At 28.2% G+C, this 16,066-nt stretch carries 17 protein-coding genes and 1 rRNA gene; 4 read left to right on the top strand and 14 right to left on the bottom strand.

Going from position 1 to position 16,066, the window contains the following annotated elements:
* Positions 1 to 40 precede the first annotated feature (40 nt).
* The 11 genes from VJI95_RS05620 to VJI95_RS05570 all read right to left on the bottom strand — a co-directional run bounded on the left by VJI95_RS05620 (position 41) and on the right by VJI95_RS05570 (position 9,984).
* On the bottom strand, positions 41 to 1,303 hold the full coding sequence (locus VJI95_RS05620) for a DUF4097 family beta strand repeat-containing protein (protein ID WP_324010560.1): 1,263 nt from the start codon (positions 1,301 to 1,303) through the stop codon (positions 41 to 43).
* Positions 1,296 to 1,607, bottom strand: a complete 312-nt coding sequence (locus tag VJI95_RS05615; RefSeq protein WP_313961579.1) for a PadR family transcriptional regulator — start codon at positions 1,605 to 1,607, stop codon at positions 1,296 to 1,298. Before VJI95_RS05615 ends, VJI95_RS05620 begins: the two co-directional genes overlap by 8 nt.
* A 1,293-nt stretch (positions 1,608 to 2,900) precedes the next feature.
* Positions 2,901 to 3,728 carry a polysaccharide biosynthesis protein gene (locus VJI95_RS05610; protein WP_324010559.1) on the bottom strand — a complete coding sequence of 276 codons (828 nt, stop codon included), beginning with the start codon at positions 3,726 to 3,728 and terminating at the stop codon, positions 2,901 to 2,903.
* A gap of 28 nt (positions 3,729 to 3,756) precedes the next feature.
* Positions 3,757 to 4,674, bottom strand: a complete 918-nt coding sequence (locus VJI95_RS05605; RefSeq protein ID WP_004831958.1) for a tRNA 2-thiocytidine biosynthesis TtcA family protein — start codon at positions 4,672 to 4,674, stop codon at positions 3,757 to 3,759.
* Between the two features lie 7 nt (positions 4,675 to 4,681).
* Positions 4,682 to 5,164: a 23S rRNA (pseudouridine(1915)-N(3))-methyltransferase RlmH gene (gene rlmH / locus VJI95_RS05600; protein WP_150263820.1), complete on the bottom strand. Its 483-nt coding sequence runs from the start codon at positions 5,162 to 5,164 to the stop codon at positions 4,682 to 4,684.
* Between the two features lies 1 nt (position 5,165).
* A complete protein-coding gene (locus VJI95_RS05595; RefSeq protein ID WP_324010558.1) occupies positions 5,166 to 5,954 on the bottom strand; it encodes an MBL fold metallo-hydrolase in 789 nt (262 codons plus the stop codon).
* A gap of 83 nt (positions 5,955 to 6,037) precedes the next feature.
* Positions 6,038 to 7,111: an acyltransferase family protein gene (locus VJI95_RS05590; protein WP_324010557.1), complete on the bottom strand. Its 1,074-nt coding sequence runs from the start codon at positions 7,109 to 7,111 to the stop codon at positions 6,038 to 6,040.
* A 174-nt stretch (positions 7,112 to 7,285) separates the two neighbouring features.
* A complete protein-coding gene (locus VJI95_RS05585; RefSeq protein ID WP_269754137.1) occupies positions 7,286 to 7,510 on the bottom strand; it encodes a DUF3343 domain-containing protein in 225 nt (74 codons plus the stop codon).
* Positions 7,510 to 7,716 carry a sulfurtransferase TusA family protein gene (locus tag VJI95_RS05580; protein ID WP_324010556.1) on the bottom strand — a complete coding sequence of 69 codons (207 nt, stop codon included), beginning with the start codon at positions 7,714 to 7,716 and terminating at the stop codon, positions 7,510 to 7,512. The genes VJI95_RS05585 and VJI95_RS05580 overlap by 1 nt, the downstream gene beginning before the upstream one ends.
* Before the next feature lie 17 nt (positions 7,717 to 7,733).
* Positions 7,734 to 8,837, bottom strand: coding sequence for a YedE family putative selenium transporter (gene yedE, locus VJI95_RS05575; protein WP_324010555.1), 1,104 nt, complete (start codon positions 8,835 to 8,837; stop codon positions 7,734 to 7,736).
* A gap of 4 nt (positions 8,838 to 8,841) precedes the next feature.
* Entirely contained in the window at positions 8,842 to 9,984 is a 1,143-nt protein-coding gene (locus VJI95_RS05570; protein ID WP_324010554.1) for an aminotransferase class V-fold PLP-dependent enzyme, read from the bottom strand.
* 530 nt (positions 9,985 to 10,514) lie between these two features.
* Between VJI95_RS05570 and VJI95_RS05565 the strand changes: the two genes are divergently transcribed.
* The 3 genes from VJI95_RS05565 to pcp are packed head-to-tail and all read left to right on the top strand — an operon-like array spanning position 10,515 to position 12,839.
* Positions 10,515 to 11,204, top strand: coding sequence for a DUF969 domain-containing protein (locus VJI95_RS05565; protein WP_324010553.1), 690 nt, complete (start codon positions 10,515 to 10,517; stop codon positions 11,202 to 11,204).
* Positions 11,185 to 12,186: a DUF979 domain-containing protein gene (locus VJI95_RS05560; protein ID WP_324000073.1), complete on the top strand. Its 1,002-nt coding sequence runs from the start codon at positions 11,185 to 11,187 to the stop codon at positions 12,184 to 12,186. The genes VJI95_RS05565 and VJI95_RS05560 overlap by 20 nt, the downstream gene beginning before the upstream one ends.
* A gap of 11 nt (positions 12,187 to 12,197) precedes the next feature.
* Complete coding sequence (gene pcp, locus VJI95_RS05555; protein ID WP_324000072.1) at positions 12,198 to 12,839, top strand: pyroglutamyl-peptidase I; 642 nt, start codon at positions 12,198 to 12,200, stop codon at positions 12,837 to 12,839.
* A 54-nt stretch (positions 12,840 to 12,893) separates the two neighbouring features.
* Here pcp and VJI95_RS05550 read toward each other — a convergent pair whose 3' ends face one another.
* Positions 12,894 to 13,781: a GNAT family N-acetyltransferase gene (locus VJI95_RS05550; RefSeq protein ID WP_324010552.1), complete on the bottom strand. Its 888-nt coding sequence runs from the start codon at positions 13,779 to 13,781 to the stop codon at positions 12,894 to 12,896.
* Positions 13,781 to 14,152 carry a nuclear transport factor 2 family protein gene (locus tag VJI95_RS05545; RefSeq protein WP_324010551.1) on the bottom strand — a complete coding sequence of 124 codons (372 nt, stop codon included), beginning with the start codon at positions 14,150 to 14,152 and terminating at the stop codon, positions 13,781 to 13,783. The genes VJI95_RS05550 and VJI95_RS05545 overlap by 1 nt, the downstream gene beginning before the upstream one ends.
* Before the next feature lie 322 nt (positions 14,153 to 14,474).
* Here VJI95_RS05545 and VJI95_RS05540 point away from each other — a divergent pair, with 322 nt between their 5' ends.
* Positions 14,475 to 15,677: an MFS transporter gene (locus tag VJI95_RS05540; RefSeq protein WP_324010550.1), complete on the top strand. Its 1,203-nt coding sequence runs from the start codon at positions 14,475 to 14,477 to the stop codon at positions 15,675 to 15,677.
* A 147-nt stretch (positions 15,678 to 15,824) separates the two neighbouring features.
* Here VJI95_RS05540 and rrf read toward each other — a convergent pair.
* Positions 15,825 to 15,940 (bottom strand): 5S ribosomal RNA (gene rrf / locus VJI95_RS05535).
* Positions 15,941 to 16,066: the final 126 nt, after the last annotated feature.

Here is a 16,066-nt window from a genome sequence, read left to right as displayed (position 1 = left end):
ATAATTATAACATAATTAAGTTTACAAGTAAATTATTAACTTAATTTATGGTAACTTTTCCAGCTTCACATTCTATTTTCATATTAACTTCAGAACTACCATTTTTTATTCCGCGTTTATCAAAACCTGCAAAAGATTCTCCGAAAATTTTTACACTGCCCATTTCAACACTGTATTCATATTTTATTTCTCCATATAATTTATCAACATCAAGTGTGGCATTTCCAGCTTGTACATCAAGTTCGAACATATCTTGATATTCAATATCTCCCTTGATATTTCCTGCATGGACATCAACATCAAAGTTTTTAACTTCAAGATTTTTTAAATTTACATTTCCTGCATTTATTTCCAATTTAAAATCTCTAAGCTCTAAGTCTTTCATTTTAATACTTGAAGCACTTATTTCTCCACGAATTGAAACATCTTCAGGAACATAAATTGTAAGAGAGGAATCTTTAATAAAATCTTCATCAATTACAATTCCTTTATCATCAAGACGCCCAACTAAACCCTTATTATAAATTTTCAATTTATTTTGGGATTTTTCACAATATAATTTAGTTCTTTTTAAATTTCTTGATTTCACTCTTACTGTTTTATCATCACTGACTTCAAATTTCGCACTTAAGGCATTTAAATCAATTTCTATTTCATCAATATCTTCAAAAAAAGTATCCATATTTTCATTTGAATAGTCCATTTCATCCTCATCATAAATTTCATAATCTTCATCATCACTAGGTTGATATTTAACTCTAACATATTTTTTAGTATATTTGCCTGGATTTTTTGAAATATCCTTAACTAGCATCTTGTATAGTCCCTTTATCAACCAAGCAAAAATATACACTAAAATTATAAATCCAATTACTCTCCAACCCCAAGTAAGAATTGATTCAGGGTTAAAAATAAATGAAAAAGGTAAAGTAACTAAAGAAATTAATAAACTCACAACAGAAAATGCAATCCATAGCGCAAAACAAATAACAACTACTACAAAAATCGGAACTAATAACGGAAATGAGAAAATCCCAAGTGCAACAAGTGATAATTTTTTCCAAAAACTTCCTCTTTTCTTTCCATGTCTTTCATTTCTTTCTTCTTCAATTTCAATATCCTCTGCTAAAATTTCCATTGCGATTTTTCTTGGATTTCCAAAACTTTCAGGAACTTCATCATCAAGACTAATTCCCTGCTCATCAAACATTTCATTATAAAAATTCTCTACATTCTGTCTTTCTGTACTTGAAATATTTTTTAGATAAGACATAAGCTTTCGCATAAAAGTTCTTCTATTCATCATTACCTCCAACAATCTGATTTACTTGCTCTACATATAAATTCCATTTTTTCTTATTAAAATTTAAAACATCTCGTCCCGCTACTGTTATACGATAATATCTTCTGTTTCTACCGTCAAAAGCAACGTCATAACTATCCAAAAGACCATTTTTTAGAAGTCTTCTCAAAACCGGATAGAGAGTTGACTCTGAAATTTCAATAGTAGCCATAAGTTTTTGAGTAATCTCATAACCATAAGTATCACTTCGATTAACTATCGCCAGAACACAAAAGTCTAAAATTTCTCCCTGAATTGAAAACATAAGCACTCCTTTCTCAAAACATTATTAACTTACTTATATTATATAACGTATAGTATATAAAGTCAATATATTTTTTGGGATTTTTTGTTTTTCGGTTTCTAAAAATTTTTTGAAATCTTTGATTTGAGTAAAATCGACTGTGGAAATCTCACACTTTTGTTGAAAACAAAAGTGAATGTATCATAGATACATAGATTACAGAAATAAAAAAATCTTATAGTAATTGATTAGATTTTCAAATTTAATAAAAAACTAATTTCTAATTCTTTTTAGATTTCTTTCAGAAATACTATTGTTTGTGAACAAACAATAGTTGAGATCTTTCGACTTCGTTTCACTTCGCTCAAGATGACGTGTTAGGGGCTTTTCTTTCCAAAGTAACATGACGTGAACTATTTTTTATACAACATATTAATAATTTCCGTTTTATTAAATTATTTTTATTTTTTAACTGATATTTATATTTTTTTAGTGTTTTCTGAAGTTTGTTTACTACTAACGTCTAGCACTTAAACAGTGGCATTATCTTTATACGTCATTTCGACTGTAGCGATAGCGAAACGGAGAAATCTCATAGTTTTGCTTATGAATAAGCAAAACTAAAATGTATCGTAGATACATAGATTACAGAAATCAAAAAATCTTATAGTAATTGATTAGATTTTCAAATTTAATAAAAAACTAATTTCTAATTCTTTTAAGATTTCTTTCAGAAATATTATTGTTTGTAAACAAACAATAATTGAGATCTTTCGACTTCGTTTCACTTCGCTCAAGATGACGTATTAGGGGCTTTTCTTTGCAAAGTAACATGACGTGAACTATTTTTTATACAACATATTAATAATTTCCGTTTTATTAAATTATTTTTATTTTTTAACTGATATTTATATTTTTTTAGTGTTTTATGAAGTTTGTTTACTACTAACGTCTAGCACTTAAATATTGACATTATCCTTATACGTCATTTCGACCGAAACGTAGCATAGCGAAGTGAATCTAGCCCTAACTTTGTTTGCTTGCAAACAAAAGTAGGTCTGACGCAAAGATTGTTCAAATCTTTGATTTGAGTACAATCGACTGTGGAAATCTCATAGTTTTGCTTATGAATAAGCAAAACTAAAATGTATCGTAGATACATTAAAATTCCAACAAAAAAACAGCGAATAAAAAATTCACTGTTATAACTATTTTTTATAAAATTCTATTATAAAATACGTAAATTATACCAAATTTCTTTTACATTTAAACTTTTTAATTGTCAAAAGTTTTTTACATCTGATGAATTAGAACTTAATTTAGTTTAAAAATCCTATCATAGATTTTTTCTTCATTAGATTTAATAATTTTTCTATCTAAAACTTCTCCTTCTCTTAATCCTGATATTACTATATTGCTACTTGATTTCATATCTTTTATTATATCCATAGCAAGTTCATATATAGAAATTTCTCTTCCAATTTCAAAATTAAAAATACCATTTTCAAGTATTTTATCATCAAATTCAGCCCAAATATCAATAAAACTTTTTATATCAGTAGCTATCTTTTTTATATCTTTATGTGTAACTGTTAAGGGTAAATCATTCTTTGCCTGATTTCTAAATATATGAAAAACAGAGCCTTTACTTTCTAGTATAAATGGAAATCTAACAGCTTGTACTATCTTACCGTTACTGTTAACAGTCCTGATAACTTCTTCCACTTCCAATTTATCTTTCCCGAAAAAATTGACCGGATTATATGCCTCATCACTTGATAAAAATATAAATCTTTTTACGTATTCAGAATTTAACACTTTATTAATCAATTTCTTAGTGTTTTCAACATTAACATTATGATAATAATCTCGATAAATTTCGTTGTATTTAGTATTTTTTATAACAGCAGAATGAATAACAATATCAGGTTTTAAAGTATCCATTAAATTTAAAGCATCGTCAGAATAAGCATCAAAAGGAATGAATTTTACTTTTTCATTTTTTATACTTTTCTCAACAACAACTATCTCATTTTCATTAATATCTGTTCCAATAACATAAAAGCCTTTATCTATATAGTATTTTGCCAACTCTAATCCTACAGTTCCACAAACTCCAGTAATATAAACCTTATTTCCCATATTCTCTCCCATAATTGATATAAATATTCTATTCATAAAATGGATTGTCATTTTCATATTTTTCATTGAAATCGACTTTATGTCCATTTATTTCATATCCCAATAGTAAATTGATATTTACATTTTCGGCTGCTCTAAAGATTGAACTATCAACATTTTTAAAGTCTTTTTTCAAGTTTTCGATTAAGTCTTTTATTTGATATCTTTTGTTTCCGATTTTTTTAGCTGCAACCATACAAGCACAATTTAAAGGCATAAGTCCTGTTGACTTCATCCACCTTATTATATATTCTTCTTCTATAAGATATAGAGGTCTTATTATTTCCATATCTTCAAAATTTTTCGCCTTTAGTTTAGGTGGCATTGTCTTAAAACTACCTGCGCATAGTAAGTTAAGCATTGTAGTTTCAATAACATCATTAAAATGATGACCTAATGCCAATTTGTTACAACCAAGCTCTTTAGCTTTCGCATAGAGTGAGCCTCTTCTCATTCTTGCACACATATAGCAAGGATAATCACCTGCAATTTTGTCTGCAACTGCAAAAATATCAGCAGGATAATATGTAAGAGGAATTTCAAGATAACTTGCATTTTCTAAAAGCAACTCTTTTATTGACGGATGATAACCCGGATCCATTGCAATAAATTCAAGTTCAAAATTATCTTTCCCATTCTTTTTAAGTTCTTGAAAAAGCTTTGCCATAATTAAGCTGTCTTTTCCACCTGAAATCGCAACTGCAATCTTATCTCCGTCTTCTATTAAATTGTATTCTTTAATCGCCTTTACAAATTTTGACCAAATATGTTTTCTATATCTTTTTATCAGCGACCTTTCAATATCTTTAAGCTCAGCTCTTTCGTTTTCAGGAAAAAGAACAGGACAAGTTGCCTGTAAATTATTCTCTCTATTTTCCATTATATCTTTTATTTCCTTATTTTCCATATTTCTCCTATTTATGATATATTTGATTGTTCATAATTTTAAAAGCTCTGTAGATTTGTTCCAATAACACAACTCTAAATAGTTGGTGAGGGAGTGTAAATTTTGAAAAAGAAAGTTTAAAATTACTTCTTTTCTTTATTTCATCTCCAAGTCCGAAACTTCCACCGATTACGAATATAAATTTTGAATTTCCGTCATTCATTTTTTCTTCTAAAAATTTTGAAAAGTCTTCACTATCTATTGATTTCCCTAGAATTTCAAGGGTAATTACAAAATCGGAGTCTGAAATTTTATTTAAAATTCTTCCCTCTTCTTTTTTTAATACATTTTCAATTTCCAATTTACTAGGTGTTTGTGTCAAAATTTTTTCTTCTGGAATTTCTATGATTTCAATTTTTGAAAAGGCTGAAATTCTCTTTTTATATTCATCACAAGCATCTTTAAAAAATTTTTCGGATAACTTTCCTACACATAAAATTTTTATATTCATATTACACTTCCGTTATACTGCTGTTGTCAAATCTTCTTGCAACTTCTAAATTCGTATATTGAATTACATTTTCTTTATCTAAAATTCCAAAAACTTCGTCATAAGCAAGTTTTTCTTCATTATTTGTTTCACTTAAATGTCCAAGATATACCTTTTTGCATTTATCGGTTACAACTTCGGATAGTACATTTCCACTTGTAACATTTGAAATATGCCCGAAATCTCCCAAAATTCTCTGTTTTAAATTATAATCATAAGGTCCTTTTTTAAGCATTTCCAGGTCGTGATTTGCCTCAAAATAAAAAATCTTTGAACCCTTAATTTTTTCTTTCATATGGTTTGTAATAATTCCCGTATCAGTTAAAAGACTTACTTTCCCATAATCTGTATTAAAAACAAAGCCCATTCCTCTCGCACAGTCGTGAGAAATTTCCAAGGTATATAAATCAAAAAGAGAAAATCTGTGCTTCTTTTCGGTGCCGATAACAACAATATTTTCATCTTTAATTTTACCTAATTTAGATGCTCCGGCTTTTAATGTTTCAACATTAGAACAAATCTTGATATCATAACGTCTGGAAAGTACTCCGGCACCTCTTATATGATCAATATGTTCATGAGTTAAAAATATTAAATCAATCGTACTTGGATCAACTCCCAATTGTTTTAAATTACATTCAATTTTTTTACCACTAAAACCTGCATCTATTAAATATCTTTTATTATCAACTTCTAAAAAGCAACAATTACCGTCGCTCCCGCTAAAAAGCGGACAAAATCTTAAGCCCATATTTCCTCCATTCATACAAGCTTTATTTTATCATATTTTTAATAAAAAATCCAAAATTTCCCATAAAAAAATTAGGCTTTAACCTAATTTTTATCAATAAAACTTAATCTCTTTTTTAATTCTAATTTTTTAAATAATTTTTCTCTAAAATAATCAATAAATATACATCCTACAAATATTGCAATATCTGTTATTATTATATAAAGTAACATTTTGAAAGTTGAATAATTTAAAAATGTTGCAGATCTTCCAGCAATAAATCTTTTGCTAATCACTTCATGTTCATGAATTAAATAAACTGAAAAACAAAGCGGTGAAAGAAATGCTATTATTTTTCTCCACGATTTAACTTTCAACTTTGAAAATATTATTAGTAAGGCTATTCCTGATAAAAGCATGGTAGGAGATGTGTAGGAAATTAAAGTATATTTAAAATCTTTAAAACCTTTTAAATCCAAATAACTTGTTAAACATGCACTTCCTAATTCCAAAATAATACAAAAGATAAATAAAATCATCATAGACCTATTAGAAAACTTATTATGCAAATTGTATTTTTTGATAAATCCACCAATTAAGTATAATACCATTAGCCATACAAAACTTGAGCCATTCCTTGTAAGGAAAATATCTCCTGCATAAATAAAAGGTAAGACAGAATTTACAATTATAATCATGATAATTGTGTTCTTGAGAACTTTATAGTCCATATTTTGTAAGGCAGAATTTAATATAGGCATAAAGAAGAACAGACAAAAATAAGCTGTAAAATACCAATATTTTGAATTTATAGCTGGAAAACAAAAAGTTATAAGGGTATTAAAATTAAAATCAACAATTCCAAAAATACAACCAACCAAGTAAATAGAAATAGAATAAAAAACAACTCTTAACCATAATAAAACTATATTAGAATATTTGAATTTGGACTCTATTCCTACAAAACCTGAAATTAAGGCATAACAGTTCACAGCCACATAACAAATTATCTCTAAAATCCATACAATATTGTATTTTGCACTTAAGAAATATAGATTCTCACTTCTTAAAATTCCACCATACCAAAAAACATGTAAATTTACAATCATAAACATTGTAACAATTCTAAGTAAGTCAATTCCATAATTTCTTTCTTTTATTTCCAAATTCTTTATCAAAACTTCTACCTCACAACAAATAAATATACGAATTTTAGTATATAGTAATTAAATACTAATGTCAAACTTTAATTTATAATTTTTAAAATATGAAATAGTCATCTTAAATTTAAGATGACTATTTATAATTATATTTAACTGAAAATTTTAAAAAGCAGAAAATTCTCCTTAAATCTAAATTTCTTTACATTCTTCCCATTCTATATCTTCTTTCTCCAAAAGTTCTAAAAGACTTGGCTTTAAAATGGGACTACATTCCCACGCAATCCCACAACCAGCTGATAAAACTCTTGGTACAGGGACAAGTTTTCCTGAAAGGTTATTTTCTTTACATACACTTTCAGTTGCCATTGCCTCTGCAGTCGTATAGAATGTTGTATACAGCTTAGTCTCTTTCATTATTCTACAATAATTTCAAAGTCTAATCCAACTTCTTTTACAGAAGTTTTCTTGCCTTGGCTGTTTGCAAAATGAGTGATATTTTTTACAACATGTGCTTCACTGGCTAAGACTTTGTAAGTTTCATTTCTATTTTCTTTAAGGGCATCTTGTAAAATTAAAACTGGTTCTGGACAAGATAATCCTCTAACGTCTAATTCTTTCATATCAATCTCCTTAAATTTTATCTATTCTTTTCTTTTCTCAATCCACAGAAAGCTACAATAAATAGAACAACTATTGAAACAATAACAAATATTTGTCCATTTGTTCCAGGTCCCCCTGCAGCTGCTTTGATTCCTTTTTCTACATTTTCAACTGCAGCAGCTCCTCCAGCTAAATTAAAGTTATGAGCAAAGGCAGCTCCTACAAACATTCCCAATACAGTTATAACTGAGTCTGAAGAACCTGTTCCTGCAAGAACTAATTGTCTTAATGGACAACCTCCAAGTAATACTGCACAGAAACCAACAGCATACATAGATAATATATTCCAAATTGTTTGAGCATGTGCGATTGGCCCAAAAGCAACAAATTTAAAGTTTCCTGTAGCTATATTATAACCTAACATAACGATAAAAATTCCGCCTATTACTGAGAATAATCTGAAATCCTTTAATAAAATTATATCTCTAAGTGATCCCGCAAAACACATTCTACTTCTTTGAGCAATCACACCAAACATAAGTCCTACTCCTAATGAAGCATACCATACTGCATGCATACTTCCAGGACCTTTTTGGCTAAAAGCATAAAGAGATGGAACGGCAATAACTAAAGCAAATAATCCTGCTACAACTATTGGTAAAACATATCCATTTTCTTTTTTTATTGTGTATGATCTTCCTAAACTAAAGCCTTTTCTCAAGAAGAATGCACCTGTTGCAATACCCGCTGCAAATCCTACAAGTCCTACATAAGAACTTATATCTCCTGCTGACATTCTTAAAATCATTCTTAAAGGACAACCTAAAAATACTAATGCACAAACCATCATTATTACCCCTAAGAAAAATCTAATAACAGGTGATGAACCTGCCGTAGATCTGTACTCTTTTGTAAATAATGAAATTAAAAATGAACCTAAAATAATTCCTACAATTTCTGGTCTAAAATATTGAACTACTTCTGCATTATGGAATTTCATAGCTCCAGCAGTATCTCTAATAAAACAAGCTATACAAAAAGCCATATTTTTAGGATTGCCTAAATATGCAAGTAAAGCTGCTCCAAGACCAGCGATAATTCCCAAAGTCAACAACCCTTTTTTTGTGTTAAAAAAACGCATTTGATTACCTCCTATCATCTATAATTTTTTTAATCGCGTTTATAGCAAGCTCGACCTCATCAAAAGTATTCGAATGAGAAAAGCTAAATCTAACCATACCCTGTTCAACAGTACCAAGTGCCTTATGAATAAGTGGTGCACAATGAGCCCCCGGTCTTGTTGAAATTTTATACTCTTCATATAACATACTGCTTACTTCTGAAGAGTCCATATCTGAGATATTTAAAGATACAATTGGAGCTCTAAACTCTGTTTCAAAATCCCCATAAACCTTAACTTCAGGAAATTTACTAACCCCATCATAAAATTTCCTTGAAAGTTCTAAAGCTCTTTTTGTTAAATTTTCAATTTTATTTTTTAAAAGATAGTCAATAGATGCATGAAGCCCAGCTATTCCATGTGAATTTAAAGTCCCAGCCTCAAGTCTTGTTGGCATCTTATCCGGTTGAAATTCATCATAGCTATGAGTTCCACTTCCACCAACCATAAAAGGTCTTATATACACTTCTTCTCTCACACATAAAGCACCCGTTCCCTGTGGTCCAAGCATTGACTTGTGCCCTGTAAAACAAAGCACATCAATATTCATCTCTTTCATATCAATATCAAATGCACCTGCTGTTTGAGAAGCATCCACGACAAAAAGAAGATTATTATTTCTACAAAAATCCCCATATTTTTTTAAGTCAGTAATATTTCCAGTAACATTGGATGCATGTGTTAAAACTATTGCCTTAGTATTTGCTTTTATCAAAGATGGAATTTCATCGAAATTCAAAACTCCATTTTCTAAAACATTTATGTAACTGACTTCAGCCCCTTTTTCTTTTAAGCAATGTATAGGTCTTAAAACAGAATTATGTTCTGCGACAGAAGTGATTATATGGTCATTTTCTGAAAACAAACCATTAATTGCAATATTTAAACTTTCAGTCGCATTTTTTGTAAAAACAACCTGACGAGAATTCCCAACATTAAACATCTTTGCTATTTTTCTTCTAGTTTCAAAAACTATTCTATCAGCACTTAAACTCTCCTCATAAACTCCACGAGAGGAGTTCCCAAAGTTTTTCATTGCATTTATAACTGCATCAATAACTTCTACAGGTTTATTTTTTGTTGTAGCTGCATTATCAAAATAAATCATATTATCCTCCTTCGTGAAAAATTTTATTTGGTTTATCATAATGGAAACAATCTTCTGATATATTTACCACAAGGCGTAAATATATTATAATTATATCAAAACTTCAATTTGATTTTGATATTGTTATTTTGATGAAATAGTAATAGCTTTATCATAGGGCATAAATCTATTACTATTATATATCAATATGGCGATATTGTCAAATTTTGCTCAAATTTCAACAAAAATATCTAAATTAATTATATTTTTTAATAAGTTTTATCGTTTAAATTATATAAGTGATTAATTTATCTTAAATAACATATTTATTAAAAAATAAATATAGGCATTTCAACTTTTTTATTAAAAATATTTATCAATTAAAACATAAAATATAGTCTAAATATAGCTAAAATCCTATTTCAAAATATTAAAAATTATGATATACTAATACTTAGTTACTTATATATTAGAAAAAACTGTTTGATTGCAGTGCTGAAGCAAATGGTTTTTCTAAGAATAAGTAATAATAAATTCTATAGGAGGGAACTATGCAAAACTATTTAGTTTTAATTGGTATTGTAATCATTGTTGTGGGTTTTGTATTAAAACTTGATGTAATTTCTGTAGTTTTAATTGCAGGTTTCGCAACAGGTCTTGCCGGTGGTAAAAGTATTATTGAAATTTTAGACATTATAGGTAAAGGATTTGTCGAAAATAGGTATATGAGTTTATTCTTTACAACACTTATTGTAATAGGTATTATGGAAAGAAATGGTCTTAAAGAAAAGGCTGCAGACGGAATACGAAAAATTAAAGGTGCAAGTGCAGGTTTAGTTATCTGGTTATATTTATTTATTCGCTGGATTGCTGCAATATTCTCTTTGCGTCTAGGTGGTCATGTTCAATTTGTAAGACCTCTAATTTTACCAATGGCAGAAGGTGCTGCAACTAAGACAGTTGACCTTACTGAAACTAAACTAGAAGATCTAAAGGGTTTAGCTGGTGCTGTTGAAAACTATGGTAACTTCTTTGGACAAAATGTGTTTCCTGTTGCTTCAGGTGTTTTACTTATAGCTTCTACACTTAAAGATAAGGGATATGCTGTAGAGGGCTCCGATATAGCTTACTATTCTTTATTTGCAGGTATTGCAATGATTATTTTATCAGTTATTCAATGTTTCTTATTTGAAATGAAACTTAGAAAGGAAGGTGAAAAAAATGTTAAAGTGGATAAGTAGTAATACATTTTTTATCGATGAATTCATTTATATTCTTTGTGGGTTAATTTCAATCTTAACAGCTTTTAGAGCTTTGAAGAATAAAGAAGCAAGAATTGGTACGTTTTTATTTTGGTTTTTAGTTGGAATTATATTTGCATGTGGAGGATTTTTAGTTAAATACCTTCCTAAACAAGGTGGAGTTATTGTTGGTGCTATGCTTGTAACTTGTGGATTGCTTACTCTTACAAAACAAGTTAAAATCGGAGAATTTAATCCACCATCAGAAGAAGAAAGAAGAAAAAATGCAAATAAAATTGGTTGGAAAATTTTTATTCCCGCATTGATTATGGCAGGACTCGGATTTTTCATGTCACAATTTAAATCTTTTAAAATTGTAATTGGAACGGATGCTAAAGGTAAAGATTTAATTTTCGGCTTTTCAACTGCACAAGTTTTAGGAATTTCGGCAATAATTGCTTTAATTCTAGCTATTATAATTGCTAAACCTAAAGTTGAAGATATGAAAGAAGATACTTCTAGACTCTTAATGCAAGTAGGAGCATCAAGTTTATTACCTCAACTTTTAGGAGCACTTGGAATCGTGTTTACAGCAGCAGGTGTAGGTAACATAATTGGCGATGTCGCAGGAAGTGTTGTTGGTGGTGGTGGAAGAGTCGCCGGAGTTGTAGCTTACTGTTTAGGTATGCTAATCTTTACTATGATTATGGGTAATGCTTTTGCTGCATTTACTGTAATCACAATCGGTGTTGGTATCCCTTTTGTAATCGCTCAAGGTGGAAATCCTGCTGTAGTAGGAGCTCTAGGTATGACTTCAGGTTACTGTGGAACACTATTAACTCCTATGGCTGCAAACTTCAATATCGTTCCAGGTGCAATTTTAGAAACCAAAGATAAATATACGATTATAAAAACACAGGCACCTATGGCTTTTGCTATGATTTTAGTTAATATCGTGCTTATGTTATTATTAGCATTTTAGGAGGTAATATAATGAAAATTTTAGTTAGTGGATTTGACCCATTTGGTGGAGAAAAAATTAATCCTGCAATTGAGTCTGTAAAATTATTACCAGACGAAATTAAAGGGGCAAAAATAATTAAAGTAGAAATTCCAACAGTAGCAAGAAAAAGTCTTAAAAAACTTGAAGAAGTTATTGAAGCTGAAAAACCTGATGTAGTAATAAATATCGGACAAGCAGGCGGCAGAACTGATATATCAGTTGAAAGAGTTGGAATAAATATGGATGATTTTAGAATAAAAGATAATGAAGGAAATCAACCAATTGATGAAAAAATTGCTGAAGATGGTCCAGATGCTTATCTTGTAACTATTCCTATAAAAGCAATGGTTCAAAAAATGATTGAAAACAAAATTCCTGCATCTGTTTCAAACACAGCTGGAACATTTGTTTGTAACCATGTTTGCTATGGAATGGCACATCTTGCAAATACAAAATATCCGAATATGAGAACAGGATTTATTCATATTCCATTTTTACCAGAACAAGTTGTAGATAAGAGAAATATGCCATCAATGCCTTTAGAAATGATTGCTAAAGGATTGGAATATGCAATCGAAGCTATCGTTGAAAACAAAGAAGACATTAAAGTAGAAGGCGGAGCAACACATTAGTATATAACAAAAAGGTTAGAGAACTGAAAACTCTAACCTTTTTTCATATTTTATTTAAATAACCTTTTTATCGTAACCAAGTCTTTCAAGTTCTCCTTGCAATACTACTTCTCCAGTATATTTATAACCACAGGATAAAATAAAATTTCTCATCTTTTTATTGTCTTTATGAGTATCAATTCTTAAATCCATTCTCTTTCTTTTTGCAAAATTTTCAACATAATACATCATCTTTTTTGCAAAACTTTGCTTTTTGTATTCATTTGAAGTTGCTACCTTATGAATACTAATATAAGGAATAGAAGTATTCCATTTGCCATCTATATTTTCATAATCTTCATCAATTCCTTCTACCAAACAAGCAGTAGATACAACTCTTTTATGATACTCCAAAACATAAAGGTCTATTCCCAAATGTTCATCAATATCTTTAAAACTTGGAACATATTGACCCTGCCATTGATCTACTCCGTCATTTTTTAAGGAATTTGACCCCTCAAGATATATTTCTAAAATACTTTCTCTATCTGACTCATTAGCCATTCTAAATATCAAAACTTCGTACTTTAAATTTAAAGAAATAAAAAAAGAAAAAACAAGAATACTAATAACTAAAATACAAAATATAATTCCAATAAAGAATTTAATATTAAACTCAAAAATCGAATCAAAAAACATATATCCATATAAGAAATCAAATTCAAGATTTATAATATTCAACATTTTTAAAATATTTTTGTGAAATTTATTTGAAATTGTATAACTTATAGAATTAATATAATTAAATCCTATCTTAAAAGCAAATTCAACTAATACTAAAACAATAAGTAAAATATAATCTCCAGTAGAGGCTTTAAACACAAACCCAAATAAAAACATAATGACTAAAAGAATTAATTTAACATAATCTGTTATACTCTTATTTTTGTAAAATGAATTCATTACTTTATTTTAACTCCTATATTTTTTATAATTCTCCATTGAGGAATTTTCCCATTATCTCCCCAATATTCATCAAGTTTTGAAATTTTCCCATTTTCTAGTAGTATAAAGGAATTAGCATAAAATGAAGATTTATCAAAAACATTTATTACTTTTGCAACTGCAATAATTAAATTTCCGATTTGTTCAACCCTTTCAACTTCTCCACCCCATTTATCAGGATAAGTGCAATTAACTTCAATAAACTCATCAACAGTAAATCTTTCATTAGTATTATGCCAATCAATATAAGCATCTTCATTAAAAAATTTTTTAATCTCCAAAGCATTTTGACTTAAAACCATATCAAAAAATTTATAAACATCGAACATATTTACTCCTTTTTTTCTATAATAATTTTATTAAATTTATATATAATGTATATTATACTTAAAATAAAATGAAAATTCAAATTAGTTTGAATATAGTTCTTTTTATAAATTAAATTTATATTTTAGTTTAATATTTTGTACAAAAAATTATTTGAAATATATTATAAATAATTTTGATTTTTTATTCGAATTATGATACTATATACTTAAAATACAATGCTAGTATTATAAAACATATCTTATAGATTTGTAATGGAGGATGTCCTGCTGAAAGAATAAAACAGCAAAAAACGTTGAATATAGAAAACAGGAGAGATGATAGATGTCAGTTTTAGAATATAAATTTCTTAAAATAAATAATACTAATAAATTTAAAGTTTATTTAATTACTTTCATTTCTAATTTTATTTTATTCTATTCTCCAATAATTTTTTTATTTTATAAAAATTTTGGAATAGACATATTCAAAATAGGTATTATTTTTTCAGTAACCAGTATAAGTAATATAATTTTTGAAATTCCTTTTGGACTGTTTGCAGATAAAAAATCTCCGAAATTAAGTGTATGCATCGGTTCTGTTATGATAACTCTCTCTCTAGTCGGATTATTTTTCAGTACGAGTTTTTTCCAATTTTTAATATGTGCAATTTTTATGGCTGTTGGAGATGCCGGAATGTCTGGAGCAAATAGTGTTTTGTTAATGAACTTACTTGAAAGAGAAGAAGAAGTGTTTGAAATTTCATCAATATCAAGTGGAATTTCAAACATTCTCGGTGGACTCATAATAGGCTTTATATACAATATCAATATACGACTTCCATTTTTAATTTCGATGGTTTTATCAATATTGAATTTATTTTTGTATCTATCGATATCTGAGAAACATATAAATACTGAAAAAGAAAAAGTTCAAATAGAAAATGTAAATTTTAAAACTGCTTTTTTTATTTTTAAAAAACAAATTTTCATATTTCTAATATTATTACTTTCATATATTTCCATACCGCAAGTTGCAATTTATTTTCCCGAGTATCTGGACTTTTTCAAAATAAATTCAAAATATATCGGAATTATGTATATGATTGCAAATATAATTAGTATGTTCGGAACAAAATTTCATCAAATTTATTTAAAAAAATATAATCCCATGGTAAAACTTAAATACTGTTTTTTATTTTTAATGATTTCTACATTTGTGATGTGGATTTCGAAAAATTTTTTTGTTTCCATGTTTTTTTATGCAATATATAGATTTATAACAGGCTACTTTTACTTACTGTTTTCAATGTATATAAATTCAAAAACTGATTTACACTACAAATCTACAATATTATCAATAAAAAATGTAATTGTACAAATTGCATTTATACTAAGTGATCCGTTAGTTACATTTATAATAAAGGAATTCGGAATTAGCAGAAGTTATTGTTTTGCTTTCATTTCTATAACAGTAATATTTTTGATTGTATTATTTTATAAAACAGGCAATCCGAAAGAAACACTTTTTGAAAAGAAACCTGCTTAAATATTTGACAACTGAGAATAAAAAAATTTAAAAACTGTTTCCATCAGTTTTATATTTCGACTTTTATAAAAAAAGTCGAAGAGTTTTTACTCTTCAATTTTAGTTGTTAAAACAAAAAAATCATCCATTCATTGGGATGATTTTTTTGTTTGGCTGTTTTCTATTCTCCCAGTACGAGATGTACTAGTACCTTCGACGTTTAAGAGCTTAACTTCTGTGTTCGATATGGGAACAGGTGTATCCTCCTAGCTATCACAGCCATACTTGTTTCTTTGCTTTTTTTCTTTTCTTTTCATATATTTCTGTTTAAAACCCTACAACTAAAGAGTATATATTTCTGGTCAAGCTTTCGATTTATTAGTATCAGTTAGCTTTGATGTTGCCACCTT

This window comes from Parvimonas sp. C2 (assembly GCF_035282405.1).
Taxonomy (GTDB): Bacteria; Bacillota; Clostridia; order Tissierellales; family Peptoniphilaceae; genus Parvimonas.
Note: the sequence above shows the minus strand (reverse complement) of the source record. Positions and strands in the feature narration are given on the sequence as shown.

What these genes read in the sequence shown, in the direction of transcription:
- VJI95_RS05585 (WP_269754137.1), bottom strand. Translation starts at nt 7,510, where the DNA reads ATGAAAGAGACTAAGCTGTATACAACATTCTATACGACTGCAGAGGCA.
- VJI95_RS05615 (WP_313961579.1), bottom strand. Translation starts at nt 1,607, where the DNA reads ATGTTTTCAATTCAGGGAGAAATTTTAGACTTTTGTGTTCTGGCGATA.
- yedE (WP_324010555.1), bottom strand. Translation starts at nt 8,837, where the DNA reads ATGCGTTTTTTTAACACAAAAAAAGGGTTGTTGACTTTGGGAATTATC.
- VJI95_RS05550 (WP_324010552.1), bottom strand. Translation starts at nt 13,781, where the DNA reads ATGAATTCATTTTACAAAAATAAGAGTATAACAGATTATGTTAAATTA.
- VJI95_RS05560 (WP_324000073.1), top strand. Translation starts at nt 11,185, where the DNA reads ATGTTAAAGTGGATAAGTAGTAATACATTTTTTATCGATGAATTCATT.
- VJI95_RS05620 (WP_324010560.1), bottom strand. Translation starts at nt 1,303, where the DNA reads ATGAATAGAAGAACTTTTATGCGAAAGCTTATGTCTTATCTAAAAAAT.
- pcp (WP_324000072.1), top strand. Translation starts at nt 12,198, where the DNA reads ATGAAAATTTTAGTTAGTGGATTTGACCCATTTGGTGGAGAAAAAATT.
- VJI95_RS05605 (WP_004831958.1), bottom strand. Translation starts at nt 4,674, where the DNA reads ATGGAAAATAAGGAAATAAAAGATATAATGGAAAATAGAGAGAATAAT.
- rlmH (WP_150263820.1), bottom strand. Translation starts at nt 5,164, where the DNA reads ATGAATATAAAAATTTTATGTGTAGGAAAGTTATCCGAAAAATTTTTT.
- VJI95_RS05570 (WP_324010554.1), bottom strand. Translation starts at nt 9,984, where the DNA reads ATGATTTATTTTGATAATGCAGCTACAACAAAAAATAAACCTGTAGAA.
- VJI95_RS05545 (WP_324010551.1), bottom strand. Translation starts at nt 14,152, where the DNA reads ATGTTCGATGTTTATAAATTTTTTGATATGGTTTTAAGTCAAAATGCT.
- VJI95_RS05610 (WP_324010559.1), bottom strand. Translation starts at nt 3,728, where the DNA reads ATGGGAAATAAGGTTTATATTACTGGAGTTTGTGGAACTGTAGGATTA.
- VJI95_RS05580 (WP_324010556.1), bottom strand. Translation starts at nt 7,716, where the DNA reads ATGAAAGAATTAGACGTTAGAGGATTATCTTGTCCAGAACCAGTTTTA.
- VJI95_RS05565 (WP_324010553.1), top strand. Translation starts at nt 10,515, where the DNA reads ATGCAAAACTATTTAGTTTTAATTGGTATTGTAATCATTGTTGTGGGT.
- VJI95_RS05595 (WP_324010558.1), bottom strand. Translation starts at nt 5,954, where the DNA reads ATGGGCTTAAGATTTTGTCCGCTTTTTAGCGGGAGCGACGGTAATTGT.
- VJI95_RS05540 (WP_324010550.1), top strand. Translation starts at nt 14,475, where the DNA reads ATGTCAGTTTTAGAATATAAATTTCTTAAAATAAATAATACTAATAAA.